We start from the raw sequence: 252 nt of genomic DNA on the forward strand, positions 1-252 counted from the left end.
GGGGTAGCGCTGGTGGCTGCCGTTGCTGCGGTCATCGGCCCAACCCAGCGTGGTGACCAGCTCGGGGCGCATGGTCTCGCGCTGGGCACTGATCCAGTCCTGCTCCCACTGCAGCTCGCGGCCGGTGGCGGTGCCGTCACCCAGCACAATCTGCTCATTGCTGCGCAGGCTCAGGCTGAAGCGCGAGCGCGGCAGCTCGCCAAAGCGGGTTTGGTAGAAACCATAGGCATAGAGGCTGCGCATCTTGCCATC

1 pseudogene is annotated in these 252 nt (G+C 66.3%); it reads right to left on the minus strand.

Annotation, left to right across the window (positions count from 1 at the left end):
* Positions 1–252 (minus strand): annotated as a pseudogene (locus H928_RS32115) (hypothetical protein); the annotation flags it as partial.

Origin of the sequence: Comamonas sp. B-9, from assembly GCF_000410635.1 — a bacterium.
In the GTDB taxonomy this organism is placed as follows: domain Bacteria; phylum Pseudomonadota; class Gammaproteobacteria; order Burkholderiales; family Burkholderiaceae_C; genus Comamonas.